Source organism: Cryobacterium sp. M15, from assembly GCF_002929675.1.
In the GTDB taxonomy this organism is placed as follows: Bacteria; Actinomycetota; Actinomycetes; order Actinomycetales; family Microbacteriaceae; genus Cryobacterium; species Cryobacterium lyxosi.
The window spans coordinates 245,814-271,059 of sequence record NZ_PJJW01000040.1; the positions used below are offsets into that span (position 1 = coordinate 245,814).

Annotated in this window: 24 protein-coding genes; 14 read left to right on the top strand and 10 right to left on the bottom strand. The window is 61.8% G+C overall.

Annotation, left to right across the window (positions count from 1 at the left end; genetic code table 11):
• Nucleotides 1-52 precede the first annotated feature (52 nt).
• The 5 genes from gap (at nucleotide 53) to CXY83_RS14320 (ending at nucleotide 3,956) form a co-directional block, all read left to right on the top strand.
• Entirely contained in the window at nucleotides 53-1,060 is a 1,008-nt protein-coding gene (gene gap / locus CXY83_RS14300; RefSeq protein WP_104197977.1) for a type I glyceraldehyde-3-phosphate dehydrogenase, read from the top strand.
• A gap of 10 nt (nucleotides 1,061-1,070) precedes the next feature.
• Entirely contained in the window at nucleotides 1,071-2,285 is a 1,215-nt protein-coding gene (gene pgk, locus CXY83_RS14305) for a phosphoglycerate kinase (protein ID WP_104197978.1), read from the top strand.
• Nucleotides 2,276-3,076 carry a triose-phosphate isomerase gene (gene tpiA / locus CXY83_RS14310; RefSeq protein ID WP_174722201.1) on the top strand — a complete coding sequence of 267 codons (801 nt, stop codon included), beginning with the start codon at nucleotides 2,276-2,278 and terminating at the stop codon, nucleotides 3,074-3,076. The genes pgk and tpiA overlap by 10 nt, the downstream gene beginning before the upstream one ends.
• Before the next feature lie 130 nt (nucleotides 3,077-3,206).
• On the top strand, nucleotides 3,207-3,458 hold the full coding sequence (secG, locus tag CXY83_RS14315) for a preprotein translocase subunit SecG (RefSeq protein WP_092340102.1): 252 nt from the start codon (nucleotides 3,207-3,209) through the stop codon (nucleotides 3,456-3,458).
• 129 nt (nucleotides 3,459-3,587) lie between these two features.
• Nucleotides 3,588-3,956 carry an RNA polymerase-binding protein RbpA gene (locus CXY83_RS14320; protein ID WP_104197979.1) on the top strand — a complete coding sequence of 123 codons (369 nt, stop codon included), beginning with the start codon at nucleotides 3,588-3,590 and terminating at the stop codon, nucleotides 3,954-3,956.
• A 114-nt stretch (nucleotides 3,957-4,070) separates the two neighbouring features.
• Here the strand turns inward: CXY83_RS14320 and pgl are convergent, their stop codons facing one another.
• The 6 genes from pgl to tkt all read right to left on the bottom strand — a co-directional run bounded on the left by pgl (nucleotide 4,071) and on the right by tkt (nucleotide 12,419).
• The gene (pgl, locus tag CXY83_RS14325; RefSeq protein WP_104197980.1) at nucleotides 4,071-4,856 is read right to left on the bottom strand and encodes a 6-phosphogluconolactonase; all 786 of its coding nucleotides are present in this window, start codon (nucleotides 4,854-4,856) and stop codon (nucleotides 4,071-4,073) included.
• A 14-nt stretch (nucleotides 4,857-4,870) separates the two neighbouring features.
• Complete coding sequence (locus tag CXY83_RS14330; RefSeq protein WP_104197981.1) at nucleotides 4,871-5,815, bottom strand: glucose-6-phosphate dehydrogenase assembly protein OpcA; 945 nt, start codon at nucleotides 5,813-5,815, stop codon at nucleotides 4,871-4,873.
• Nucleotides 5,812-7,353 (bottom strand): glucose-6-phosphate dehydrogenase, encoded by a 1,542-nt coding sequence (gene zwf, locus CXY83_RS14335; RefSeq protein WP_104197982.1) that lies wholly within the window; start codon nucleotides 7,351-7,353, stop codon nucleotides 5,812-5,814. The genes CXY83_RS14330 and zwf overlap by 4 nt, the downstream gene beginning before the upstream one ends.
• A gap of 143 nt (nucleotides 7,354-7,496) precedes the next feature.
• Complete coding sequence (locus tag CXY83_RS14340) at nucleotides 7,497-9,098, bottom strand: glucose-6-phosphate isomerase (protein WP_104197983.1); 1,602 nt, start codon at nucleotides 9,096-9,098, stop codon at nucleotides 7,497-7,499.
• Nucleotides 9,098-10,225 (bottom strand): transaldolase, encoded by a 1,128-nt coding sequence (gene tal / locus CXY83_RS14345; RefSeq protein ID WP_104197984.1) that lies wholly within the window; start codon nucleotides 10,223-10,225, stop codon nucleotides 9,098-9,100. The genes CXY83_RS14340 and tal overlap by 1 nt, the downstream gene beginning before the upstream one ends.
• A 100-nt stretch (nucleotides 10,226-10,325) precedes the next feature.
• Complete coding sequence (tkt, locus tag CXY83_RS14350; protein WP_104197985.1) at nucleotides 10,326-12,419, bottom strand: transketolase; 2,094 nt, start codon at nucleotides 12,417-12,419, stop codon at nucleotides 10,326-10,328.
• 324 nt (nucleotides 12,420-12,743) lie between these two features.
• Between tkt and CXY83_RS14355 the strand changes: the two genes are divergently transcribed.
• Entirely contained in the window at nucleotides 12,744-13,661 is a 918-nt protein-coding gene (locus CXY83_RS14355; RefSeq protein WP_104197986.1) for a heme o synthase, read from the top strand.
• Nucleotides 13,662-13,686: 25 nt separating this feature from the next.
• Here the strand turns inward: CXY83_RS14355 and CXY83_RS14360 are convergent, their stop codons facing one another.
• Nucleotides 13,687-14,274, bottom strand: coding sequence for a hypothetical protein (locus CXY83_RS14360; protein ID WP_104197987.1), 588 nt, complete (start codon nucleotides 14,272-14,274; stop codon nucleotides 13,687-13,689).
• Nucleotides 14,275-14,397: 123 nt separating this feature from the next.
• Nucleotides 14,398-15,375, bottom strand: a complete 978-nt coding sequence (locus CXY83_RS14365; protein ID WP_104197988.1) for a heme A synthase — start codon at nucleotides 15,373-15,375, stop codon at nucleotides 14,398-14,400.
• A 310-nt stretch (nucleotides 15,376-15,685) separates the two neighbouring features.
• Here CXY83_RS14365 and sufB point away from each other — a divergent pair, with 310 nt between their 5' ends.
• The 8 genes from sufB to CXY83_RS14405 all read left to right on the top strand — a co-directional run bounded on the left by sufB (nucleotide 15,686) and on the right by CXY83_RS14405 (nucleotide 23,692).
• Entirely contained in the window at nucleotides 15,686-17,104 is a 1,419-nt protein-coding gene (gene sufB / locus CXY83_RS14370; RefSeq protein ID WP_104197989.1) for a Fe-S cluster assembly protein SufB, read from the top strand.
• On the top strand, nucleotides 17,105-18,352 hold the full coding sequence (gene sufD / locus CXY83_RS14375) for a Fe-S cluster assembly protein SufD (protein WP_104197990.1): 1,248 nt from the start codon (nucleotides 17,105-17,107) through the stop codon (nucleotides 18,350-18,352).
• A 2-nt stretch (nucleotides 18,353-18,354) separates the two neighbouring features.
• Nucleotides 18,355-18,681: a non-heme iron oxygenase ferredoxin subunit gene (locus CXY83_RS14380; RefSeq protein ID WP_104129097.1), complete on the top strand. Its 327-nt coding sequence runs from the start codon at nucleotides 18,355-18,357 to the stop codon at nucleotides 18,679-18,681.
• A 66-nt stretch (nucleotides 18,682-18,747) separates the two neighbouring features.
• Complete coding sequence (sufC, locus tag CXY83_RS14385) at nucleotides 18,748-19,512, top strand: Fe-S cluster assembly ATPase SufC (RefSeq protein ID WP_104129098.1); 765 nt, start codon at nucleotides 18,748-18,750, stop codon at nucleotides 19,510-19,512.
• Between the two features lie 4 nt (nucleotides 19,513-19,516).
• Nucleotides 19,517-19,846 carry a metal-sulfur cluster assembly factor gene (locus tag CXY83_RS14390; protein ID WP_104129099.1) on the top strand — a complete coding sequence of 110 codons (330 nt, stop codon included), beginning with the start codon at nucleotides 19,517-19,519 and terminating at the stop codon, nucleotides 19,844-19,846.
• A gap of 164 nt (nucleotides 19,847-20,010) precedes the next feature.
• A complete protein-coding gene (locus CXY83_RS14395; RefSeq protein WP_104197991.1) occupies nucleotides 20,011-20,658 on the top strand; it encodes a TetR/AcrR family transcriptional regulator in 648 nt (215 codons plus the stop codon).
• Between the two features lie 107 nt (nucleotides 20,659-20,765).
• A complete protein-coding gene (locus tag CXY83_RS14400) occupies nucleotides 20,766-22,364 on the top strand; it encodes an ABC-F family ATP-binding cassette domain-containing protein (RefSeq protein ID WP_104197992.1) in 1,599 nt (532 codons plus the stop codon).
• Between the two features lie 53 nt (nucleotides 22,365-22,417).
• Entirely contained in the window at nucleotides 22,418-23,692 is a 1,275-nt protein-coding gene (locus tag CXY83_RS14405; RefSeq protein WP_233200962.1) for a glycosyltransferase, read from the top strand.
• A gap of 13 nt (nucleotides 23,693-23,705) precedes the next feature.
• On the opposite strand, the gene CXY83_RS14410 is transcribed toward CXY83_RS14405, so the two are convergent.
• Nucleotides 23,706-24,554, bottom strand: a complete 849-nt coding sequence (locus CXY83_RS14410; protein ID WP_104197993.1) for an SURF1 family protein — start codon at nucleotides 24,552-24,554, stop codon at nucleotides 23,706-23,708.
• A gap of 268 nt (nucleotides 24,555-24,822) precedes the next feature.
• Nucleotides 24,823-25,101, bottom strand: a complete 279-nt coding sequence (locus tag CXY83_RS14420) for a DUF3099 domain-containing protein (protein ID WP_104197995.1) — start codon at nucleotides 25,099-25,101, stop codon at nucleotides 24,823-24,825.
• Between the last annotated feature and the right edge of the window lie 145 nt (nucleotides 25,102-25,246).

The window sequence follows — 25,246 nt, forward strand, 5'->3', positions numbered from 1 at the left end:
TCGCATTTTTTCATCGCGCCGTCGGCGCCTTTTTCAACAACAGGAGCTATTTGTGTCCGTAAAGATCGGTATCAACGGTTTTGGCCGAATTGGTCGAAACTACTTCCGAGCCGCGCTTGCCAAGGGTAGTGACATCGAAATTGTCGCCGTCAACGACCTCAGCGACCCCGCGTCGCTCGCCCACTTGCTCAAGTACGACTCCGTCGGTGGACGCCTGAACGCCACCGTCGAGGTCGACGGCGACAACATCATCGTCAACGGCAAGGCCATCAAGGTGCTCGCCGAGCGCGACCCGGCCAACCTGCCGTGGGGCACCCTGGGTGTTGAAATCGTCATCGAATCCACCGGCCGTTTCACGAAGGCCGTCGATGCGCAGAAGCACATCGCTGCCGGTGCCAAAAAGGTCATAGTCTCGGCCCCGGCGACGGGTGCTGACGTGGCAACGCTCGTGCTCGGTGTGAACGAAGACACGTATGATTCTGCGATCCACGACATTATCTCGAACGCGTCCTGCACGACGAACTGCCTCGCGCCGCTCGTCAAGGTTTTCCTCGACAACTTCGGCATTGAGCGTGGCCTCATGACCACCATCCACGCCTACACCGCAGACCAGAACCTCCAGGACGGACCGCACAGTGACCTCCGTCGTGCCCGTGCCGCTGCGCTGAACATCATCCCGACCTCCACCGGTGCCGCTAAGGCTCTTGGCCTGGTCATCCCGGAGAGCATCGGCAAGCTCGACGGTTATGCGTTGCGCGTTCCGGTTCCGACCGGTTCGATCACGGACCTCACCCTCACCGCCTCCCGTGCGGTAACGGTCGAAGAAGTGAACGCCGCATACAAGGCTGCAGCCAATGGCCCGCTCAAAGGCATTCTCAGCTATACCGAGGACCCGATTGTGTCCAGCGACATCGTCGGCGACCCGCACTCCTCGGTCTTCGACGCCGGCCTGACCAAGGTGATCGGCGATCAGGTCAAGGTTGCCTCGTGGTACGACAACGAGTGGGGTTACTCCAACCGTCTCGTTGACCTCACCGAGTTCGTCGCCGAGCGACTCTAACGGCCGCGCGGTGACGTTACGCACGATTGACTCGCTCGGTTCGCTGACCGGCAAGCGGGTTATTGTCCGCTTCGACCTGAATGTTCCGTTGAAAGACGGGCAGATCACCGACGACGGACGAGTGCGGGCGTCACTGCCCACTCTCAACGCCCTCGTCGCCCAGGGCGCCCGCGTGGTGATTGTTTCTCACCTCGGGCGCCCCGGCGGGGCCGTTGACCCCCAATACAGCCTGAGGCCCGTCGCCGACCGCCTGAGCGAACTGGTGAACCACCCCGTGGCCTTCGCCGCCGACACCGTCGGCGATGCGGCCACGCAGGCCGTCGCGGCCTTGCAGAACGGGGACATCGTCGTTCTGGAGAACCTGCGCTTCAATGCCGGTGAAACCAGCACAGTGGATGCCGAGCGCCTCGCCTTCGCGCACAAGCTCGCACTGCTCGGCGACGCACTCGTCTCCGATGGCTTTGGCGTCGTACACCGCAAGCAGGCCAGCGTGTTCGATCTCGCCACGCTGCTTCCAAGCGCTGCCGGCCTGCTCATCGCCGCCGAACTCGGCGTGCTCGATCAGCTCACCGAAAAGCCGCACGCGCCGTACACGGTCATCCTTGGCGGTTCGAAAGTGAGCGACAAGCTCGGCGTCATCGGACACCTGCTGCCGCGGGTGAACTCGCTGCTGATTGGCGGCGGCATGCTGTTTACCTTTTTGGCCGCCCAGGGGCACAAGGTTGGTGCCAGCCTCTTGGAAAGTGACCAGATTGAGACGGTTCGTGGATATCTGACCGAAGCCGAACGTCTTGGAGTGAAAATTGTGCTCCCGACAGATGTAGTGGTCGCCTCAAAGTTCGGCGCCGACGCTGAGCACGTGACCACCCCGGCAGAGGGAATCGAGGACACCCCCTTCGGTGCGAATGGTCTCGGCCTGGACATCGGGCCGGACACCGCTCAAGCATTCGCCGAGATTATTCGAGCATCGAAGACGGTATTCTGGAACGGTCCGATGGGTGTTTTCGAACTGGCACCGTTCGCAGAGGGCACCCGTACCGTGGCTGCCGCGCTCACCGAGGTCACCGGCCTCAGCGTGGTCGGTGGTGGCGACTCCGCCGCTGCTGTGCGCATTCTCGGTTTCAACGACGACCAATTCGGTCATATTTCTACCGGCGGCGGCGCAAGCCTCGAATTTCTCGAAGGCAAGCGTCTCCCAGGACTGGAGGTCCTCGGATGGCAGTGAACATCAACCCTCGGCGAACACCGCTGATTGCGGGCAACTGGAAAATGAACCTGGACCACCTCCAGGCGATTGCTTTCGTGCAGAAGCTCGCTTGGAATCTCAAGGATGCCGGCCACGACACCGCCGCCGTCGAGGTAGCCGTGTTCCCTCCGTTCACGGATCTGCGCAGCGTGCAGACCCTCATCTCGGCGGACAAGCTTCCGCTCGCCTTCGGTGCGCAAGACGTCTCAGCACACGATTCGGGAGCGTACACCGGTGAGATTTCGGGTGCCTTCCTCGCTCAGCTGGAGTGCCAATACGTCATCATCGGTCACTCCGAACGCCGCACCCTGCACAACGAGTCCGATGAGCAGGTTGCGTCCAAGGTGACCGCCGCCCTCAAGCACAACCTCGTGCCGCTGATTTGCGTCGGAGAAAGCGCCGAAGACCTCGCTGTTCATGGTCCCAGTGCGGTTCCGGTCGCCCAGCTGCGTGCCGCTCTCGCGGGCGTCACGAACGCGGTGGACATTGTCGTGGCCTATGAGCCCGTCTGGGCCATTGGGTCCGGCCAGGCCGCCACGCCGGAGCAGGCCGAGCAGGTAGCGGCCGCACTGCGTGGGGTTCTCTCCGACACCCTCGGGCAGGACGTCGCGGACAAGACCCGCATCCTCTACGGCGGTTCGGTCAAGAGCACCAACATCGCCGCGTACATGCGGGAGCCCAATGTCGACGGTGCCCTCGTTGGTGGTGCGAGCCTGGATATTGCGGAATTTTCCAGCATTATTCGGTACCAGAAGCACGTCGGCCTCTAGGACGCAGCGCACCCGACAGTGAGCAGCGAGATGGTTGCCCGTCCGGCAACCATCTCGCTGTTGCCTGCAGAGTATAATTACGATGGTCTTGGCGCCCGAGTTGCGCCCACCGTGTTTTGAAAGGTTTCGTGTGGAGATTCTCCAGGTCGTCATGCAGGTGCTCGTTGGTATCACGAGCCTCCTGCTCACCATGCTCATTCTGTTGCATAAGGGACGGGGCGGTGGATTGTCGGACATGTTTGGCGGCGGCGTAACTTCCAACCTGGGGGCGTCGGGCGTTGCCGAACGCAACCTCAATCGCATCACGGTCATTCTGGGTCTGCTGTGGATCTCCTGCATCGTAGTACTCGGATTGATCACCAAGTTCGATACAGGGGCTTAACTTTTCGCCCCGCGCGGGGTTACCCTGAGTTTTCCGGGCACAGATTTTGACGGTACATCACAACAGCAATCACACCAATAACAGCTCGAATTTGCAGCGCACAACTGCACGAGTCAACGGAGGAACAAGATGGCATCAGGCGGAAGCGCAATTCGTGGCTCGCGTGTAGGCGCGGGCCCCATGGGCGAGCAGGACCGTGGTTTTCACGCGGACCGCATCAAAATCTCGTATTGGGATGCGCATGGAAATGAAACCGTGCGGTACTTTGCGGCAAGCTTGCCGGACGAAGAAATTCCCGTCACCATCGATTGCCCATCATCGGGGCTGCCGGCCGGGCGCGACAAGGAGAATCCTCCGTCGGTCGTGAAGCTCGAGCCGTACAAAACGCACCTCGCCTACGTCAAGGAGCGCCGGACCGAAGAAGAGGCCGATTCGCTGCTCGAAGAGGCCCTCAACCAGCTGCGCGTTCGTCGTGGCAAGTTATCACCGACGAACTGACGCGAGAGCGCAAAACACCGGTTCTCGATTGGTCGAGAACCGGTGTTTTTTGTATCCGTACACGCCGATGGTGGGCGAGGGGTAAACGGATGGCCCGAATCTAATAGCCCGAATCTAATAGCCCGGAGCGATGAGGCTTTCGGGCACTTGTGCTGCTGCGTCGTTGTCAACGAAGAACACGGTGCGGTAACGGCCTTTGATTCCTGCTGCGGGTACTTCGTCGCGGCTGGCCCCGGCGAGGGCTAGCCCGAGCGCCGACGCCTTGTCCGAGCCTGCCAGCACCAGCCAGACGCGATCCGAGGAGTTGATCACGGGGCGGGTCAACGATAATCGGGCGGCCGGAGGCTTGGGGGAGTCGCGGACGGCGACGACACTGGCTTCACGCTCGCGGATACCCGATCGGTGTGGGAACAACGACGCAATGTGTCCGTCCGGTCCGACTCCGAGTAACATCACATCGATTCGGGGGTATTGGGCCCCATTAGGGGCTCGACCCAGTAACTCCGCCGTATACCGTGCGGCCGCAGCATCGAGCGCGTCCGTACCGGCTTCGACCGCATCATCCGATGCTCCGAAGGCGTGAATATTCTCTGGCGGTACCGAAATGTGGTCCAAGAGCGCTTCGCGCGCTTGCAATTCATTGCGCTCCGGATCGGTGCGTGGCAACCAACGTTCGTCGCCCCACCAGAAATTGACCCGCGACCAATCGATGGTGTCGCGGGCGGGCGATTCGTTGACGGCAGCCAGAACAGCGATACCAACGGAACCACCGGTGAGTACGACATTCGCCTCCTCCTGCTGGTGCAGAACGTCCACCATATTAGTCAGGAACCGTGCAGCGACCGACGCGGCTAGGGCGTGCTTGTTCTGGTGCAGTAGCACGCGTCGGTCATTTGTCACGGTTAGGCTCCGGTCTACTGGCTCACCACTTTTTTGAGCTGCGATAACCCGCGGGTGATGACCTCACCATACAGCTCATCGGGGTCGAGGCGGCGCAGCTCGTCGGCCAGACAGTCCCGCAGGCTGCGACGCTTGAGCGTCAGGTCCTGCAACGGCTGCCCAGGCTGGCTGAGTGTAGCGATATCAGGAATCTCGCGTTCGAGTGAAATCGTTCCCGACGCTCGCTGCAGATGTACGCCGTGCACACCATTAGCCAGGGGGCCGGTTGTCAGCTTGCACTCCACGGGTACCTGCAGCTGCATCTGGAGCCACGCGGCGAGTAGCGTCGTCGAGGGGGACGCCGCTGCGCCAATGACTTGAATACCGATGATGGGCTCGTAGGGGGGCTGATCCAGAACCGCGGCGAGTTGGGCGCGCCAGAGCGTCAGCCGAGTCCAGGCGAAGTCGTTGTCGCCTGGCCGGTAGCTGCCGGAGAGCTCGCGCAGTGCTGCCTGTGGGTCAGGCTGGGCTGAGGCATCCGTAATGCGTCGATAGGCGATCCGGCCAATAGGGGAGTCACTGGGAACGGCGGGAGCCGTGCCGGGCCACCAGGCGACAACCGGCGCATCCGACAACAGCAGACCGGTGACCAGGCTCTCCGGGTCGGCGGCGGCATCCCCGTAAACACGCAAGACGATGACTTCGCTCGCGCCAGCGTCGCCTCCGACGCGAATCTCTGCATCAACCCGCGCAACGGAATTAGCCGCATCGTGTTCCTGCGTTGACACGACGATGACGCGCATCGGGTGTTCCCTCGACGCGTCGTTGGCCGCTTCGATGGCCTCTTCCTCGTTTCCGAGCTGTGACGCGATGATCAGGGTCAGCACTCGCCCGAGGGCAACGGCACCGCCCTCCTCGCGAATACGCACGAGCGTCTTCGATATCTTCGCGGTCGTGGTGTTGGGCAGATCAACGATCATGGTCGCCTCCAGGTTCGGCCGTCGCGGGCCAGCAGGTCGTCAGCGGATGTGGGTCCCCAGGTTCCGGGGCGATAGGGTTCTGGCTGTCCTTGCGTAGCCCAGTACTCTTCGATCGGGTCGAGAATCTTCCAAGACAATTCGACCTCCTCGTGGCGCGGGAACAAGGGCGGGTCGCCGAGAAGGACGTCGAGGATGAGTCTCTCGTACGCTTCGGGGCTCGCCTCGGTGAAAGCATGTCCGTAACCGAAGTCCATGGTCACGTCGCGAACCTGCATGACGACACCCGGAACTTTCGATCCAAAACGGATAGTGACGCCCTCGTCGGGCTGCACCCGAATAACCAGGGCGTTGTGGCCGAGTTCGGCGGTCTGGCCCGGTGCGAACAGGTATTGCGGTGCTCGTTTGAAGACCACGGCAATTTCCGTCACACGACGTCCGAGGCGTTTACCGGCGCGCAGATAGAACGGAACACCAGCCCAACGTCGGGTGTCGATTGTCAGCCGCATGGCGGCGTAGGTTTCGGTGACGGAATCGGGGTTCATGCCGTCTTCCTCCAGGAACCCGACGACCTTTTCTCCGCCCTGCCAGCCGCCGGCGTACTGCCCGCGGGCGGTGCCCTCACCGAGGTCCGCGGGGAGTCGAACCGAGGCGAGTACCTTTTCCTTCTCGGCGCGCAGGTCGGCAGCGTCGAAGGAGATCGGTTCTTCCATGGCCGTGAGCGCGAGAAGCTGCAGCAGGTGGTTCTGGATCACGTCGCGGGCGGCACCAATACCGTCATAGTAGCCGGCCCGACCTCCCACGCCGATGTCTTCAGCCATGGTGATCTGCACGTGTTCGACGTGGTTGGCATTCCAGAGCGGTTCGAACATCTCGTTGGCGAAGCGCAGCGCAAGAATATTTTGCACCGTCTCCTTGCCGAGGTAGTGGTCGATCCGAAAGACCGAGTCCGGAGGAAAGACCGATTCGACGACGTCGTTGAGCTGCCGTGCCGTGGTCAGGTCACTGCCGAACGGCTTCTCGATGACGACGCGTCGCCATTGCCCGTTTTTCTGCTCGGCCAGGCCGGAGCGGCGCAGCTGCTCTGTCACCTGTGGAAACGCCTTGGGCGGAATGGCCAGGTAGAACGCGTGGTTGCCCATCGTGCCACGCTCACGGTCCAACTCGTCAATGGTCTGGCTGAGGCGCGTGAACGCTTCGTCATCGTCAAAGGTGCCAGAAACGAAACGGATGCCTTCGGCCAGCTGCGCCCAAACATCCTCGTGGAACTCTGTACGGGCATGTTCCTTCACGGCATCATGCACGACTTCCATGAAGTCTTCGTTGTCCCAGTCTCGGCGGGCAAATCCGACTAGGGCGAATCCGGGTGGCAGTAAGCCTCGATTTGCAAGGTCATAGACCGCGGGCATGAGTTTCTTGCGCGCGAGGTCACCGGTTACGCCGAAAATCACGAGGCTGGACGGCCCGGCGATACGATTCAGTCGATAGTCGGATGGCGACCTGAGCGGATTAAACTCCGGGGTAATTTCCACCGGGGACATGCAACTCCTTTAACGGTTCAGTGCGGGAAAGTCGAGAACGCAGGCAACGGGGTGCTGCGGAGAAACTAATCCGTTCGCTTGGTTGGTTCCTCACGGGGCTCCGCCTGCGAAGAACCAACCAAGTGTTCGGTTTGTAGGTTTTTTTAGGCCAAAGCCTTGAACAATGTGGGGATATTCTGCTTGGGTTGCGTCAGGGTCAACGTCAATACCGGCCGCCCGTGTTCGGCGAGCACACTCGCGTCGCCACTGGCCTGCGCCTGAATCAGTTCGCCAAACGTGAAGGGGCGCTCGGGGACGTCGAGGTCTTTCGCCGGCGTGGCCAAAATCTGCAGGTACACGGCCGTTGCCGGTCCGCCCTTGTGGAACTGTCCGGTGGAGTGCAGAAAGCGTGGTCCCCAGCCGAACGTGACCGGACGCTTCGAGAGCGTGGTGAGCTTGTTGCGAATCTCGGCCAGTTCCGGCAGGGCCAGCCGGTCTACATAGGCTTGGACAGCAACATATCCGTCGGGGCCGAGTTCTTCAAGCAGAGCGTCGATTGCCGAGGCGAGATCGCTCGCCGCACCGATAACGTGCGGCGTGCCACGCACTTCGATACCGTCTGCGATGAAGGCTGCCGGTTCCGGCGCTGGGCGGGCGTCAAGCAACCCGCGCGTGGCAATCTTGGCGGACTCCACATCTGGCTGGTCGAACGGGTTGATGCCGAGTAAACGGCCGGCGACGACGGTCGCGTATTCCCAGACCAAAAACTGTGCTCCGAGGCTTCCGCTGACGCGAACCTCGTCGCCGGTTTCAGCGAAAAGATCGGTGCCGGCGTCGGCGACAACCCGCACGAGCTGCAGGTCCGGCAGCACCTCGGTCAGCTCGGGAGCGTCAAGTTCGAGAACAACCGGCAGAATGCCGGTGCCGAGCTTGCCGGTGGATTCTGCGATGAGTTGTTCGACCCAGTCAGCGAAGCCCACAATGTGGGTACCGTCCGAGACGATGGCGAGCTTGTCCCGACGAGGACTGGTAGCGGCGATCGCCGCTCCGAGCACGAGTCCCGGATTCTCGGGGGAATCAGCAGCCAGTGCCTGCGAGATGGATTCGGCTTCGTCGAGGAGCGCTCCGATGTCAACACCGGCCAAGCCTGACGGAACGAGACCAAATGCGGTCAGCGCCGAGTAGCGTCCGCCGACTGTGGGGTCAGCGTTGAACACGCGGTAACCAGCTTCCCGGGCGGATGCCTCGAGCGGCGACCCCGGGTCGGTCACGACGATGATTCGTTCGGCCGGGTCGATTCCGATATCCCGGAACGCGCGCTCGAACACGCGACGCTGGCTGTCGGTTTCAACGGTTGAGCCGCTCTTAGACGAGACAACAAGTGCCGTTCCGGCCAGATTGTCGTTCAACGCGGACAGGACTTGACCGGGGTCGGTCGCGTCGAGCACAGTGAGGTTCACTCCCGCGGTGCGGGTGATGACCTCGGGAGCGAGCGACGATCCGCCCATTCCGGCGAGTGCGATCTGGGTGACACCGCGGGCCTGGAGGGCGGCCCGCAGCTCCACAATTTGGGCGACGAGCGGGCGGGATACGGTGACAGACTCCGTCCAGCCGAGACGTACCGCGGCCTCGGCTTCGACTGCCGGACCCCACAGCGAGGGGTCCTGGGCGGTGATTCCGGACGCGACTAGGTCTGTGATCAGGGTAGGTACTGTGGCGCGCACAGCATCGGCTGCGGCACCACTCACCGAGATGCGAAAGCTCATTACGCGACCGGAGGGGTCGAGGCGGAGGTGAGGGCCGTCTGTACGGTGTCGAGCAGTTCGTTCCACGATACCTCGAACTTCGACAGGCCTTCCTCTTCAAGCAGGCGAGTGACGTCGTCGTATGAGACACCCTGTGCGGACAGCGCATCGAGTACCGCGTTTGCGGCTGCATACGAGCCGGTCACCGAGTCGGCTGGGATGACTCCGTGGTCAGCCGCCGCCTGCATGGTCTTCTCCGGCATCGTGTTGACGACTTCGGGGGCGACCAGTTCGGTGACGTACAGGGTGTCGGGAAGGCTGGCATCCTTGACGCCGGTCGAAGCCCAGAGAGGACGTTGCTTGGTCGCCCCGGCCTTGATCAGGCCGAGGGCGCGTTCACTGCTGAACGCCTGCTCGTAGACCTGATAAGCAAGCTGGGCATTGGCGACGCCAGCCTTGCTCTTGAGCGCAAGGGCTTCGGGGGTGCCGATAACTTCGAGGCGGGCGTTGACCTCAGAGTCGACGCGCGAGACGAAGAACGAGGCCACGGAGTGAATCGTGGAGAGGTCGAAACCGGCAGCCTTGGCCTGCTCGAGGCCGGCCAGGTAGGCGTTGATGACCTGGCGGTGGCGCTCGAGGCTGAAGATCAGGGTGACGTTGACGCTGATGCCGAGGGCGATCGTCGCCGTGATGGCTTCCAGACCCTCGACCGTCGCCGGAATCTTGATCATCGCGTTGGGTCGGTTGACTTTAGCCCAAAGCTTCTGGGCTTCGGCGACTGTGCCAGCTGCGTCGCGTGCGAGGCTCGGCTCAACCTCGATCGAGACGCGTCCATCCTGGCCGTTCGTCGAGTCGTAGACCGGGCGAAAGATATCGCAGGCAGCCGCGACGTCGTCCGTGGTGATGGCGAAGACGGCGTCGGTCACGTTCGAACCGGCGGCCGCGAGGGTCGCGACCTGCTCGGTGTACGCCTCGCCCTTGGCCAGGGCGCCGGCGAAGATCGTTGGGTTGGTCGTGACGCCGACGACGTTGCTGTTCTTGATCAGGTCTTGGAGTCCACCGGAGTTGATGCGTTCGCGGGAGAGGTCGTCGAGCCAGATGCTGACGCCCGCTGCGGACAGCTGGGCGAGGGGGGTCGGATTTGTCATTGTTGAAATCTCCTGGTCGTGCTGCCGTCAGGCAGCTGGATCGTGCGGTGTGTGGAGAGGTTGGTGAAGTGCGGTGCTGGACCCGTACTAGGGGGCAACATCACGCTGCACTAATTGATTCCTTAGCGGCGGCAACTACAGCGTCGGTGGTGATGCCGAATTCGCGGAACAGCGTCTGGTAGTCAGCGGATGCCCCGAAGTGTTCGATCGAGATGCTGCGGCCCGCATCGCCGACGTAGCCACGCCAGGTCAGCGCCAGGCCGGCTTCAACCGACACCCGTGCCGTGACGGCGGAAGGCAGCACTGACTCGCGGTATTCGATGCTTTGTTCTTCAAACCATTCGAGGCAGGGGGCGCTGACCACGCGCGCGTGAATGCCCGAGGCGGCGAGCTGGGCGCGAGCGTCCACGGCGAGCTGTACTTCGGAGCCGGTAGCGATGAGGATCACGTCGGGGATTCCGCCGACCGCTTCGGCCAATACGTAGGCGCCACGAGCGACATTTTTCGCTGAGGCGAAGATTTCGCCGGATGCTGCGCCTTCGCCGCGCTCGTAGACGGGAATGTTCTGGCGGGTCAGGGCGATTCCAGCCGGGCCTCCCCGGCGTTCCAGAATGATCTTCCAGGCCCATGCGGTTTCGTTGGCGTCGCCGGGACGAACCACATCGAGACCCGGGATAGCGCGCAGGGTCGCGAGCTGTTCGATCGGCTGGTGCGTGGGCCCGTCCTCGCCGAGAGCGACTGAGTCGTGGGTCCAGACGAAGATCGACGGCGCCCGCATGAGCGCTGCCAATCGAACGGCCGGTCGCATGTAATCGCTGAAGATCAAAAAAGTTCCACCGAACGGGCGGGTGTTGCCGTGTAGCACGATGCCGTTGAGAATCGCGGCCATGGCATGCTCACGAATACCGAAGTGCAGCACGCGACCGTGCGGGTTGCCGGTCCATTCGCCAGTCGAGTGCTCGCTCGGAATGAACGAAGCCGCACCGCCGATGGTGGTGTTGTTCGATTCGGCGAGGTCCGCCGAACCGCCCCAGAGTTCCGGGATGACGCCGCCGAGGGCGGTCAGTACCTTGCCGGAGGCTGCACGGGTGGAAACCGCGGTGCCGGCAGGGAAGACCGGGAGTGCCGCGTCGACGCCGTCCGGCAGATCGCCGGAAAGCACTCGGTCGAGCAGAACCTTGCGCTCGGGGTTCAAAGCGGCCCAGGCATCGAACTGTACGGTCCACTCAGCATGCTGGGTCGCACCGCGTTCGAGGGCCAGCCGGGTGTGAGCGATGACTTCGGGGGCCACGTCGAAGGTCTTCTCCGGGTCGAAGCCGAGAACGGTCTTCACACCGGCGAGTTCTTCGGCACCGAGGGCTGACCCGTGGATCTTGCCGGTGTTCTGTTTCTTCGGGCTCGGCCAGCCGATGATCGTTTTGAGGATGATCAGGCTGGGCTTGCCGGTTTCCTGCTGCGCAGCTTCAATGGCCGCGTTCAGCTCGGCGACGTCTTCGACGTAGGAGCCGGTTTTCTTCCAATCCACCGTTTGCACGTGCCAGTCGTAGGCGGCGTATCGAGCAGCGACGTCTTCGGTGAAGGCAATGTTGGTGTCGTCTTCAATCGAGATCTGGTTGCTGTCGTAGATGGCAATGAGATTGCCGAGCTGCTGGTGGCCGGCGAGAGAGGATGCCTCGCTCGTGATGCCTTCCTGCAAGTCGCCATCGCCGGCGATGACATACACGAAGTGATCGAACGGGCTGTCGCCGGTGGCGGCATCCGGGTCGAACAGGCCGCGCTCGAAGCGGGACGCGTAAGCGAAGCCAACAGCGGATGCCAAGCCCTGGCCGAGCGGGCCGGTGGTGATCTCGACGCCGTCGGTGTGGCCGTATTCCGGGTGGCCGGGAGTCTTGGAGCCCCACGTGCGCAGGGCCTTGAGATCGTCGAGCTCGAGGCCGTAGCCGCCGAGGTAGAGCTGCACGTATTGGGTCAGCGAGCTGTGGCCGACCGAAAGAATGAATCGATCGCGACCGATCCAGTCGTTGTCGGACGGATCGCGGCGCATGACTTTCTGAAACAGGAGATATGCGGCCGGAGCGAGGCTCATCGCCGTGCCGGGATGCCCATTCCCAACTTTCTCAACGGCATCGGCCGCCAGAATGCGTGCGGTATCGACCGCCTGATCGTCAACGGAATTCCATTGGAAAGCTGCCACGTCACGTAACCCTTCATTGAAGCGAAGGCGGGTTGGGCTCAACCCATCCTTTGATAGTTGTGCAAGCGTCGGCAGCCTTCTCGCAGGACGGACCCGCACGTTGGTCACGCGGGACTGCAAGCAAAAAATCACCCCCGGCGAGTTGGCCTGCTAAATGCTGCCATCTCCCACCCGGGGGCTCGCCGATCTACTGATTCACTGTGGGGAGCCATTTAAGTATACGCATCGAAGACGCTGGGCCGTCGATATGACGTGACCTGTCATTTGCAGTGACGGGCCACTGGGTGACCTAGAATTAGAGAACTGCCTAGCATTCGAGGATTTATGGACGTCGCACTTCAGACCATCGAGAGAACTCCACGTGCGCTGAAGCGCACCCTCACGGCTTACGTTTCGCTGACTAAACCGCGAGTTGTCGAGTTGCTCTTGGTTGTCACGGCGCCCACGATGCTTCTCGCCGAGCGGGGAATGCCAAGCCTCTGGCTCATCCTCGCGACGCTCGTAGGGGGTTCGCTCAGCGCCGGATCCGCGGGTGCATTCAACTGCTATCTCGACCGTGACATCGACCGTCTCATGAAGAGAACTAAAAATCGCCCCCTGGTCACCGGAGAACTCAGCGACCGGGAAGCCCTGATCTTCGCGTGGGCCCTGGGTACGGCATCCATTTTGTGGTTAGGCCTGCTGACCAACTGGCTGGCGGCCGCGCTGTCCTTCGGCGCGATTGTGCTCTACGTCGTTTTTTACACGATCATTCTCAAGCGTCGTACGCCCCAGAACATCGTTTGGGGCGGTGTAGCTGGTTGTATGCCCGTCCTCATCGGTTGGGCGGCCGTGACCGGAGACCTGTCCTGGCCGCCGGTTATTCTGTTTATGATCATTTTCCTGTGGACACCGCCGCATTACTGGCCGCTGTCAATGAAGTACCGCAGCGACTACCTGGCCGCCGGCGTCCCCATGCTCGCTGTCGTGCGTGGTCGCGCTCAGGTGGGCCTACAGGTCATTCTGTACGCGTGGGCCACCGTCGCGTGCTCGCTGCTGCTGATTCCGATCGCCGACATGGGCGTGCTTTACACCTGTGTCGCGCTCGTTACAGGCGGCTGGTTCATCTACGAAACGCACCGGCTGTACAGCCTCGCGATTCGGCACGAGCACGTGTCACCGATGCGCGTCTTCCATGGCTCGATCGCCTACCTGACATTGTTGTTTGTAGCCGTCGGAGTGGATCCGCTGCTTCCGTTCTAGGCTCTTCGTGCCGTCCCGGTCGAGGTTAGACCCGACGGGACAGTCGATTGTCGATCTTGGCAACGTCGGCCGAATGGATGACGACGGTCACTACTCGGCCGGCCAGGGCCATACCCGTGGCAGTAAAGTCCGAGGCTGTGACCGTAATGGCGGGTAAGGCAGTATCGTCGACGACCAGGTTCGACCGGTGGGCAATCGCGAGTTCAATTTCGGACTGCTGTTGAGTGTGCCGGTCGGCCCACAACTGCGACCCGAAATCGTAGGGGTTTTTGGCATAGTTCATCACGACATACTGCAGGTGTTGGTCGAGGGCATCCCGGATCGGATCGCCCCCGCGATTGGTGGAACCGGGCACGTCCGTGAAGACGAATCCGCGCAGTTCGGCGATGCCGACCGGACCGGCTGGAGAATCTTCGAACCAGAAATTACCAGACGGGTCGGCTAGCCAGTAATGTACCTGGGCTTCCAGCGTATGGCCATGGTTGCCGTACCAGCTCCATCCGCGTTCCTGGAGGCGCGGCTGGGTCACAAAACCGAATACCGCAGGACCGAACAGGGCGAGACGCGCCGCGTCGTCTGGCGGCTTCGATTTGGCTCCCGGTACGAGATGCATGTGTTGAGAATACACCGGCGGCCACCGCCGGGGGAGAGTCACGCGGCAGTTTGCCAAAGGTGGTGTATCGCCCTACGACCGGGTTGTGACCATCAACGCTTCGGCATTCGGGGAAACCGCAGGCTATCTGTGGCGGCTGCTGACCTCGTTCGTGTTGGCCAATTCGGTTGCGTCGGGCGTTATGCCGATCGGGGCCTTGAGGTTGAGCACGACGGCGGTCATCGCTGCGGCGAGGACACAGGCCAGCACCATGTGCAGGCCAACGAGAACGGGCGGCAGGCCGAGGTTTGCCTGCAACAGGCCAACAACGATCTGCAGGAGCTCGATCATCAGCAGCGTGACGATGAATGAACGAACCCTCAGCTTGATCCGAACGGATGCCACGAGGAGCATAATCGTCAAGGCCAGCGTCGCGTAGCCCGGCCAGGCGTGCAGGTGCTCCAGCAATTCAGCGTTGAAGCCCGTGCGACCCGCGGCAGCATCACCCGAATGCGGCCCGGAGGCGGTGGTCAGCACGCCCATCATCACGGTCAGTGCCACGACAAAGCTGGTGGCGTGGGCCAGCCCGGCGACGCCGACCGGAACGATCAGGGCACGCGGCCCCGGTGCGAGATAGACCCGGTGCACGAGCACGGTCGCAAGGCAGACCATGATAAGTGACGCCGTGAAGTGGAAGCCAACGATAAATGGGTTGAGACCGGTCCACACGGTGACGCCGCCGACGAGCGCCTGCGCGAGAACACCGCCACCGAGAATCACGGCGAGGACGAACAAATCTTTGCGTTCCTTGCGCAAACGCCAAAGCAAAACGACAGCGGCGATCGCGATGATTCCGATGAGCCCGGTCATCAAACGGTTGCCAAACTCAATGACGCCATGCAGGCCCATCTCCTGCGTCGGCACGAGCGACCCGGGGACGCAGGACGGCCAAGTCGGGCAGCCGAGTCCGGAGCCAGTGAGGCGTACGGCGCCGCCGGTGCCGACAATCACTATCTCGGACACCAGGGATAGCCAGGCGACCACCCGAATACGTGCGTCGATAGCGCTGGGTAACCATTGGTAAATGGAATTCACTGCTTCTGCTCCCACTGTCTTACTCATGATCGCGTGCTTTCTGATTGTGCCCTGTGCAAATGTAAATCAACCGGTAAGCACGCGTATCTTGCCGATCAACCTGTAGAATTGGAATTTCCATGGAGAACTCTCTTACGGTCATAGTGACTGCATGAGGTCGACCGGAATCGAACAGTGGCCGAAGGGGCACTGGCGACTCGGGTTCGGTTTGGCTCTATGAACATTCTAGGTACGCAACGTAGCTGTCCACACAACCCGTTCCCCGTGGTCTCCACTGAGGTCGCCCGGGAATCACCGGACTAATATCCGGGTTGTGCTGGGTAGAGAAGAGGTAAATATGTCGGATGTCCTGCTCGACCGTCCCGACCTTGAGGGGATTGGCACCTACGAATTCGGGTGGGCCGATTCAGACAAGGCCGGCGCATCCGCGCGCCGTGGCATTTCTCCCGAGGTCGTCACAGACATCTCGAACCTGAAATCCGAGCCGGATTGGATGCTGCAGCGACGGCTGAAAGCCCTGCAGCTATTTGAACGCAAGCCCATGCCCACCTGGGGCGCCGATCTTTCCGAGATCGATTTCGACAACATCAAGTACTTCGTGCGGTCTACGGAGAAGCAGGCCCAAACCTGGGAAGACCTGCCCGACGACATTAAGAACACGTACGAGAAGCTCGGGATCCCAGAAGCCGAGCGCCAACGCCTCGTCTCCGGTGTGGCAGCCCAGTACGAGTCCGAAGTGGTCTACCACCAGATCAATGAAGAACTTGCAGCCCAAGGCGTCATCTTTATGGACACCGACACGGCGCTCAAGGAGCACCCCGAATTCTTCGAAGAGTACTTCGGCACCATCATCCCCTCCGGCGACAATAAATTCGCCGCGCTCAACACGGCCGTGTGGTCTGGCGGATCCTTTGTCTACGTGCCGCCCGGCGTGCACGTAGAGATTCCGTTGCAGGCCTATTTCCGCATCAACACGGAGAACATGGGCCAGTTTGAGCGCACACTCATCATCGCCGACGAGGGCAGCTACGTGCACTATATCGAGGGCTGCACCGCCCCGATCTACAAGTCTGATTCGCTGCACTCCGCCGTCGTCGAGATCGTCGTGAAGAAAAACGCTCGCGTTCGTTACACGACCATCCAGAACTGGTCAAACAACGTCTACAACCTCGTCACCAAGCGGGCCACGGCCGGCGAAGGCGCCACGATGGAATGGATCGATGGAAACATCGGCTCCAAGGTCACCATGAAGTACCCGTCCATCTACCTGATGGGCGAGCATGCCAAGGGCGAAACCCTCTCCGTAGCCTTCGCTGGCCCCGGGCAGCACCAGGACGCCGGCGCCAAAATGATCCACATGGCCCCGTACACGCAGTCCTCAATCGTCTCCAAGTCCATCGCTCGCGGTGGGGGACGCAGCGGGTACCGGGGTGAGGTCCGAGTGGATGCCGCGGCACATCACTCCGCCAACACCGTACGCTGTGATGCACTGCTGGTCGACACCCAGTCACGTTCCGACACCTACCCGTCTATCGACATTCGGGTGGACGACGTTCAGCTTGGCCACGAAGCCACCGTCTCCCGCGTCAGCGAAGAACAGTTGTTCTACCTGATGAGCCGAGGCATGCCCGAAGACGAGGCCATGGCCATGATCGTTCGCGGATTCATCGAACCAATCGCTCGGGAGCTCCCGATGGAGTATGCCCTTGAACTCAACAAGCTCATTGAAATGGGCATGGAAGGATCCGTCGGCTAAATGTCCGCCGCTTCAGCGCTTTCGAAGAGCGCTTCAAAAACTGTGCCCGCACCTTCCACATCCGCTGCCAATTCGTCGACCCTTCCGCCGGGTCAGCATGGAATCAAAGAACACTCCGACGGCCGTTTCGGTTACGTGCCGGTGCAAACCCGCTCTGACCGCTTCAAGAGCGTCAACGTGGCCGACTTCGAGGCCGTCACCGGCCGCGAAGGCGTCTGGAAGCATTCGCCCGTCGCGAAATTCACCGACCTCACCGCCGGTGACCTCGACGGTTCCCGCTATCCGATTGAGTCGACTCCGTCAGCGGACATCTCCGTCGAATGGGTACCGAGAACGGACGCCCGGATCGGGACCGCCGGTCTGCCCGAAGAACGTGCCGCCGCCAATGCCTGGTCGGTGTTCGATGACGCCCTCGCCATCACGGTGAGTGGTGAAGACGCCAAGGAAATCGTGGTCACGCGGTCGGGACTTGGTGACAGCGCCCGCGGCGCCCACACGATCATCGAAGCCAAGCCGTTCAGCCAGGCCACGGTCATCCTGGAGAACACGGGCAACGCCCGGCTCACCGAGAATCTCGAGATCATTCTCGGCGAATCCGCAAACCTCACCGTCGTTTCACTGCAGGAATGGGACGACTCCGCGGTGCACCTCGCCAACCACTTCGCATCCGTCGGACGTGACGCCCGCCTCAAGCACGTCGTCGTCTCACTCGGCGGCAGTATCGTGCGGGTGAACCCATCGGTGCGCCTTGCCGGAACCGGTTCAGACACCCTGCTCCTCGGGCTGTACTTCGCGGATGCCGGCCAGCACCTGGAACAGCAGGTGTACGTTTTTCACGATGCCCCGAAGAGCCGCAGCCGCGTGAACTACAAGGGAGCACTGCAGGGCCAGGATGCCCGCACAGTGTGGATTGGCGATGTGCTGATCGGCAACAGGGCTGCCGGCACCGACAGCTACGAACAGAACCGCAACCTCGTACTCACCGAGGGTACCCGTGCCGATTCCATCCCCAACCTGGAGATTGAGACCGGCGACATCGTCGGGGCCGGTCACGCCAGCGCGACCGGACGGTTCGATGACGAGCAGCTGTTCTACCTTCAGGCTCGCGGCATCACCGAGGAAGAAGCACGGCGACTGGTCGTGCGCGGATTCCTCACCGAGGTTGTGCAGCAGATTGGTTCCCCCGAACTTGAAGCTCGGTTGCAACTCGCAATCGAAGCGGAACTTATTGGAACGGACGACAAGTAAGCATGACCGCAACGAAGATCTGCGCTCTCGATGAGCTCGAAGTGAACCAGGCCATCAAGGTTGAAATCGATGGAGTCGCCATCGCCCTCGTCCGTGATGCCGCCGGCGATGTTTTCGCCATCGGTGACACATGCACGCACGGTGATATCTCGCTATCCGAAGGATTCGTGGAGGGTCAGACTCTCGAGTGCTGGGCCCACGGTTCGATGTTCTCCCTCACCACCGGAAAGCCTCTGTCCCTGCCGGCCTACGATCCGGTCCCGGTTTACAACGTCGAGCTCATTGACGGTTTCGTCTTCGTCGATCCTTCCGTCACTGTCGCGGTCTGAGTCTGTCTCACGCACCGACCGTCCCACCAGCCATTCAAGCCAAATTCAGAAGGGAATAAGACATTCATGTCTGTTCTTGAGATTAAAGACCTGCACGTCAGCGTCGAGACCGACCAAGGCACCAAGCAGATCCTGCGCGGCGTCGACCTCACCATCAATGAAGGCGAAATTCACGCCATCATGGGCCCGAACGGTTCGGGCAAGTCGACCCTGGCGTACACGATCGCTGGTCACCCGAAGTATCACGTCGAGAGCGGCTCCATTTTGCTCGACGGCGCCGAGGTACTCAAAATGACAGTGGATGCCCGTGCTCGCGCCGGTCTGTTCCTTGCCATGCAGTACCCGGTCGAGATTCCCGGTGTGACCGTCACCAACTTCCTCCGCACCGCCAAGACTGCCATTGAGGGTGAAGCCCCGCCAATCCGCACGTGGATCAAGGATGTGCGCCAGGCCATGACTGACCTGCGCATGGACAAGGCTTTCGCCGAGCGCAACGTCAATGAGGGCTTTTCCGGCGGTGAGAAGAAGCGCAACGAGATTCTCCAGCTCGAACTGCTCAAGCCCAAGTTCGCCGTACTCGATGAGACCGACTCCGGTCTCGATGTTGACGCACTCAAGATTGTGTCGGAGGGTGTCAACCGCGCCAAGGCCAACACCGGCCTCGGATTGCTCCTCATCACGCACTACACGCGTATCCTGCGTTACATCCACCCGGACTTCGTGCATGTCTTCGTCAACGGCCGTATCGCCGAACAGGGCGGACCTGAGCTCGCTGACCGCCTCGAGGACGAGGGCTACGACCGTTTTCTCGTTCCGTCGAACGTAGGCTAAACCAATGGTTTCAACACTGAGTCCGGCGCGCTTCGATGAAATCGAAGAGGCTCTCAAAGACGTCATGGACCCGGAGCTCGGCATCAATGTCGTGGACCTCGGGCTCATCTACGACCTCGGCTGGGACGATGAGAACAATGCACTCATCATCCACATGACCCTCACCTCGGCCGGCTGCCCGCTGACCGATGTGCTCGAGGAGCAGACGGCTGAGGCGCTGGATGGTGTTGTCGACCAGTTCCGCATCAACTGGGTCTGGATGCCGCCGTGGGGTCCCGAAAAGATCACCGACGACGGCCGCGACATGATGCGTGCTCTCGGCTTCGCGATGTAACTCCTGTCCGAATTGAAAGCCCCGTCTGTATTAGCAGGCGGGGTTTTTTCGTGCCTGCCCTTCGTGTTGCCTGCCCTTCGTGTTGCCTGCCCTTCGTGTTGCCCGCCCTTCAACCGTCCATAATTAGATGCATGTTCTACTGACTAGAATGATATGCTAACAATATGGATATCGGGGAAAATGGCGTGGTCCGGCGGCGGGCTTCCCAGGCGGCGAGCACGCGGGCTGAGATCGTAATGGCGGCGGGAAAGTTGATGCTCGAGCGCGGGTATGTTGGCACATCGGTGTCGGCAATCGCGGGGGAGGCTGGCGTGGTTGTGCAGACCATCTACAATTCGGTGGGGTCGAAGGCCGAACTGTTGGCGGCGGTGCTCGATCGAGTCGCTGCAGAACCGGGGGCGCCGGCACTGCTGTCGGGGGCCACACGGGAACGCATTGCCGCGGCGCGCACGGCAACCGAGGTTATTCGGATTGTGGCGCGGTCGAGCGCACTGGTGAATGAACGCACTTCGGGAATTTTGCGCATTGTCAGCGAAGCGGCCGTGGTCGATCCCGATGTGGGGGAATTCGAGCAGAAGCGTGACGCGGCCCGGCTGCACGGCTTTGGTGAGGTGGCAGCTGCACTGCGAGAGAAGCGCGGCCTGCGCGCGGGCCTGATCTATAGCGGGGGGATGAGTGACCATGAGGCGGCGGCGACGATGTGGGCGCTGGCCCATCCCCACACCTTCCGCACCCTCGTACTGTCCCTGGGGTGGTCGACCGAAGCGTACCTGAACTGGCTCGAAAAATCGCTTCTGGCCGCTTTGCTCTAGGCCCCCATGTGCCGAGCACAGCCTGAAGGCAAATATACTAGTGAGTTGGACCGCTTTGGCCCACCCACACTTCACATCCGTAAACACACCTCGAATGGACTATCGCTGTGCTCAACGTGCAAGATCTCGAAATCCGCGTTGGAGCCCGCGTGCTCATGGAGGGCGTCAACTTCCGCGTCGCGAGCGGCGACAAGATCGGCCTCGTCGGTCGTAACGGCGCGGGCAAGACGACCCTGACGAAGACGCTCGCGGGGGAGACCAACCCGACCAAGGGTTCGATCAGCCATTCCGGTGAAATTGGCTACCTGCCCCAGGACCCCCGTGCGGGTGACCCGACCATGCTCGCCCGCACCCGCATTCTGGACGCGCGCGGCCTCGGCACCATTGCCCTCGGCATGCACGAGTCCAGCTTGGCCATGGCTGATCCCGATCCCAAGATCAGCGCCGCCGCCATGAAAAAGTATGGTCGCCTGACGGATGAGTTCAACGGTTTGGGCGGTTATTCCGCTGAGGCTGAAGCCGCATCGATCGCGAGCAACTTGAAACTGCCCGACCATATCCTCGACCAGGCCCTCAGTACCCTCTCCGGTGGTCAGCGTCGCCGCATCGAACTGGCCCGCATCTTGTTCTCGGCCGCCGAGATGATGATTCTCGATGAACCCACCAACCACCTCGATGCCGACTCGGTGGCCTGGCTGCGCGAGTTTGTGAAGAATTACAAGGGCGGCTGCATCATCATCAGCCACGACATCGAGCTTGTCGGAGAGACGGTCAACCGCGTCTTCTACCTTGATGCGAATCGCATGATGATCGACATTTACAACATGAACTGGAAGAACTACCTGCTGCAGCGCACGGCGGATGCCGACCGTCGTAAGAAGGAACGCTCCAACGCCGAGAAAAAGGCCTCAACTCTGCAGCTTCAGGCTGCCCGGTTTGGCGCTAAGGCCAGCAAGGCCGCCGCTGCCCACCAGATGGTTGCTCGAGCCGAGAAGCTTCTCTCCGGGCTCGACGCCGTGCGCGCCGTGGAACGCGTCGCCAAGTTGCGCTTCCCCGAGCCGGCACCGTGTGGTCGAACCCCGCTGATGGCCAAGGACCTGTCCAAGAGCTACGGTTCCCTGGAAATCTTCACCGCCGTCGACCTTGCGATCGACCGCGGCTCCAAGGTTGTCATCCTCGGCCTCAACGGGGCCGGAAAGACCACCCTCTTGCGCATGCTTGCCGGTGTCGACGAATCCGACACCGGCTCGATCGAACCCGGGCACGGGCTACGGATCGGCTATTACGCGCAGGAACATGAAACGATCGACGTCACACGCAGCGTGCTCGAGAACATGGTTTCCTCCTCGCCCAGCATCACCGAGATGGAAGCCCGTCGGGTACTGGGCTCGTTCCTGTTTACCGGTGACGACTCCAACAAGCCGGCTGGTGTGCTGTCCGGCGGCGAGAAGACCCGTCTTGCCTTGGCCATGATCGTCGTCTCCGGTGCCAACGTGCTGCTACTGGACGAGCCGACTAACAACCTCGACCCGGCCAGCCGCGAGGAAATTCTTGATGCTCTTGCGCACTACGCGGGTGCTGTTGTACTCGTGAGCCATGATGAGGGCGCAGTGCAGGCCCTCAACCCGGAGCGCGTGTTGATCATGCCCGAGGGTACGGAAGACCACTGGAACAAGGATTATCTCGACCTCATCGAGCTGTCCTAACTGATTCTTTAATTCGGCGTCGCCTCATCGGATTCGATTCACAGGAAGGGCGTGTGTTGTCCCTCGACAGATCGCTGCGCATCGCGCTGGTGTGCCTGCATACTTCACCGGGTGCTGATCCCGGTGCCGGCGATGCTGGCGGTATGAACGTCGTCGTACGACATCAAGCCGAAGCTCTTGCAGGTCTCGGTCACTCCGTGACCATTCTGACCCGCCGTTCGGCGGCCAAGCAGCCGACGACGATGCAGCTCCTACCCGGTGTGACCCTGGAGTTTCTTGACGCTGGTCCGGCAACTGCACTGCACAAGGGCGACCACGAACATTGGATCGAGGAGTTTTCGACCCAGCTGGCGGCGCGACCGCCCTGGGACATCGTCCACTCGCATCACTGGTTTTCCGGCATGGCCGCTTTGCCGGTAGCCAGGGGGTGGGGCGTACCGCACGTACAAAGCTTCCACAGCATCGCTGCCAACGATTTAACGCCGCTTTCAGCGGGGGAACGTTCCGAATCGCCAGGACGGATGCTCGGCGAGGCGTGGCTGGCCCGTGAATCGGATTCACTCGTCGCAATCAGTGCGTCCGAGGCGGCGACGATCACTGGTCGACTGGGCGGTGCTGCGCAACGCACGGTTGTTGTTTCGCCCGGTGTCGACAGCAGCATGTTCTCACCGCGCGTGCCGCTTGATCTGGCGGCACCAGTCGATGACCGTGGTTACGTTCTCGTCGCAGCGCGTCTGCAACCACTCAAAGGCATCGACCTGGCCATTGCCGCGGTTGCGGCCGTGCCGGCGGCCATTCGTCCGGCTCTCCTGGTCGCAGGCGCGGCTTCGGCCGACTACGACGGCTACGTCGACGAATTGCGGGCGATCGCCGAGCGGGTCGGGTTCGCTGATCAGCTGGGGCTGATCGGTCCACAGTCCCGGGTTGATATGACCGCCCTGTTTCGGGGCGCCCGGCTCGTGCTCGTGCCGTCTCACTCGGAAACCTACGGGCTCGTTGCTCTTGAAGCTGCCGCGAGCGGTGTGCCCGTCATCGCCGCAGCCTCCGGCGGCCTACGTGAAGCCGTTGCTGACGGGGTGACCGGCCTGGTCCTGGAGTCGCGTGAACCACTGGTGTGGGCCGAGGCGATCGCTCATCTACTGACCGATCCGCAGCGGGCGCGGCAGCTTTCGGTGGCGGCGCGGGAGCACGCACTCGGCCTGAAATGGACCCGGTCGGCCGCGTCGCTGCTCGAGGTCTACCGTGGACTTCTCGCGCTAGGCGCCCACGGGGGAAAACTGCGTCAGGATCCGGCGAAAAGCCCGCAGGACCGCCGCGACGTCGCCTGATGCTTCTTTTGACTTAGGTCAGTTGGCGGTCGAGCAGCGCATCTTCAATTTCCGCGTCGTCGCGCGGTTTTGCCGCCCGCTTGCGGGCACGCTCATCGGCGCGTGCGCGTTCTTCTGGACCTTCGGCATTCACGCTGCGGTATTCCTCGCGCAGTGCCCAGCCGAGGCCGATGAAGGCGAGCAGACCGAACACAAACCATTGAAAGGCATACGACAGGTGGGGGCCCTCGTCGCGGACCGGTTTGACCACAGCGATCGGGCGTTTCTCGTTCGCCGCGGGACTTTCCGAGTCCATGAGGCCGTATGCACCGGTGTAGGTCGGCGCGTTGAGCCGCTCGGCAATAGACGTGAGGTTGATCGTTGCCACTTGGGTACCGCTCGCCGTGCGACCGGGCAGGTCGGGTTCGGTGGCTTTGAGCCGGGCTACGACGGTGACGGTTCCGCTCGGCGGTGCCGGGACGGTGTCGGGAGCATCCTGCTCCTGGCCGGTCGGCAGCCAACCGCGGTTGACGATGAAAATCGTGCCATCGGAAAGCAGTAGCGGTGTCAGCACCTCGAAGCCCGGATTGACGTTGAGCGGGCGGTTGCGTGCGAGCATTTCCTCGTCGATGAGGTAGGTGCCGGTGAGCTTCACCGGCATCCACTTCTGGGAGTCATCGAAGGACGTCAGGTCGGGGAGCGCTTCGACAACGGGAACGGGGTTCGCGTCAAAATTGGATTCGATCTTGAACAGCTCGGTGAGGGCTTCATCACGCCGGGCGAGTTGCCAGACGCCAAGCCCGGAACACACCACGGCGAAGAGAATGGCGAGTGCCAGATACCCCGCCCAGCGTCGGCTGAAGGCGAATTGCCAGCCCGTCATTGCGCATCTCCAGCGTGCTCTGGCCCGACGAGCGCAAGCGGGCTTACGGTGAGAGGAAAATCACGGGCGGCGAGAAATTCACGCAGGTAGTCGACATGGTCGTCGCAGGCCAACCAAGTTTTGACGCGGTCAGTTGAGTGGATGCGCGGGTTGCGCCAATCTAGGCGCCAATGACCTACATTTCGGCAGTCTGCGCGCGAGCAGGTTGATGTGTGCATGGGCGCGCCCAGCCCGATCATCGGACCGCCCCGAGCGGCCGCGCGAGCAATTACCGAGCCTCGTCGTCGGTGTTGCGGTACGTTGCGACGGTGCCGGGCCGTAATACTTCGGCTCCGCGCGGCGCGACATGCACGTTCGCGACCACGACCGCGAAGTAAGGAAGCACGATCGCACCGATGGCGCAGAGCAGCAGCCACCAACCCTGCACGAACAGCATCAGCACAATGCACACGATACGGACACCCATCGCAATGGAGTACTTGATCATCCGGTTGCGTCGTTCAACCTCTGGGGAGGCGGGGAGCGAAGTGATCGACTGCTGCTTCATGGGTCCGTCGGGTTCGTGATCGGGTTAGTCAGCGGGGAATAGTCCGCTCTGTCCAGCCTACGTCTGTGTGACGTGATTCTTGCACGCCTTAAACTTGAATCTGCCGGGTATTTTGTAAAACTCTCCACCGGCAGCCCGCAGCTGA